Raw genomic sequence first — 356 nt, forward strand, 5'->3', positions numbered from 1 at the left:
ACGCGTATTCAGGCTGACCCTGCGCGCTGCGCAGGGTTTTATTGATTCCATTTTTTCTCTGATGAACGTTCCGCTACGCTGCCCGGATTACAGCTGTGTCAGCAGGCGGGCAAAGTCGGTTAATGTCAGTTTCAAAACGCCCACCCGGGGTGAAATCGCACACCTGGTAATTGATTCCACCGGGCTGAAGGTCTTCGGTGAAGGCGAGTGGAAAGTCAAAAAGCATGGCCAGGAACGCCGCCGTATCTGGCGTAAGCTGCATCTCGCCGTTGAGAGTAAAACACATGAAATCATCTGCGCTGACCTGTCGCTGAACAATGTGACGGACTCAGAAGCCTTCCCGGGTCTTATCCGGC

1 protein-coding gene is annotated in these 356 nt (G+C 53.9%); it reads left to right on the top strand.

Annotated elements, in window-relative coordinates; translation table 11 throughout:
- A partial coding sequence (locus RRF55_RS27315) for an IS5 family transposase (RefSeq protein WP_336145442.1) occupies positions 1-356 on the top strand: 356 nt, incomplete at both ends.

It is taken from the genome of Klebsiella sp. K47, from assembly GCF_051858335.1.
In the GTDB taxonomy this organism is placed as follows: domain Bacteria; phylum Pseudomonadota; class Gammaproteobacteria; order Enterobacterales; family Enterobacteriaceae; genus Klebsiella; species Klebsiella pneumoniae.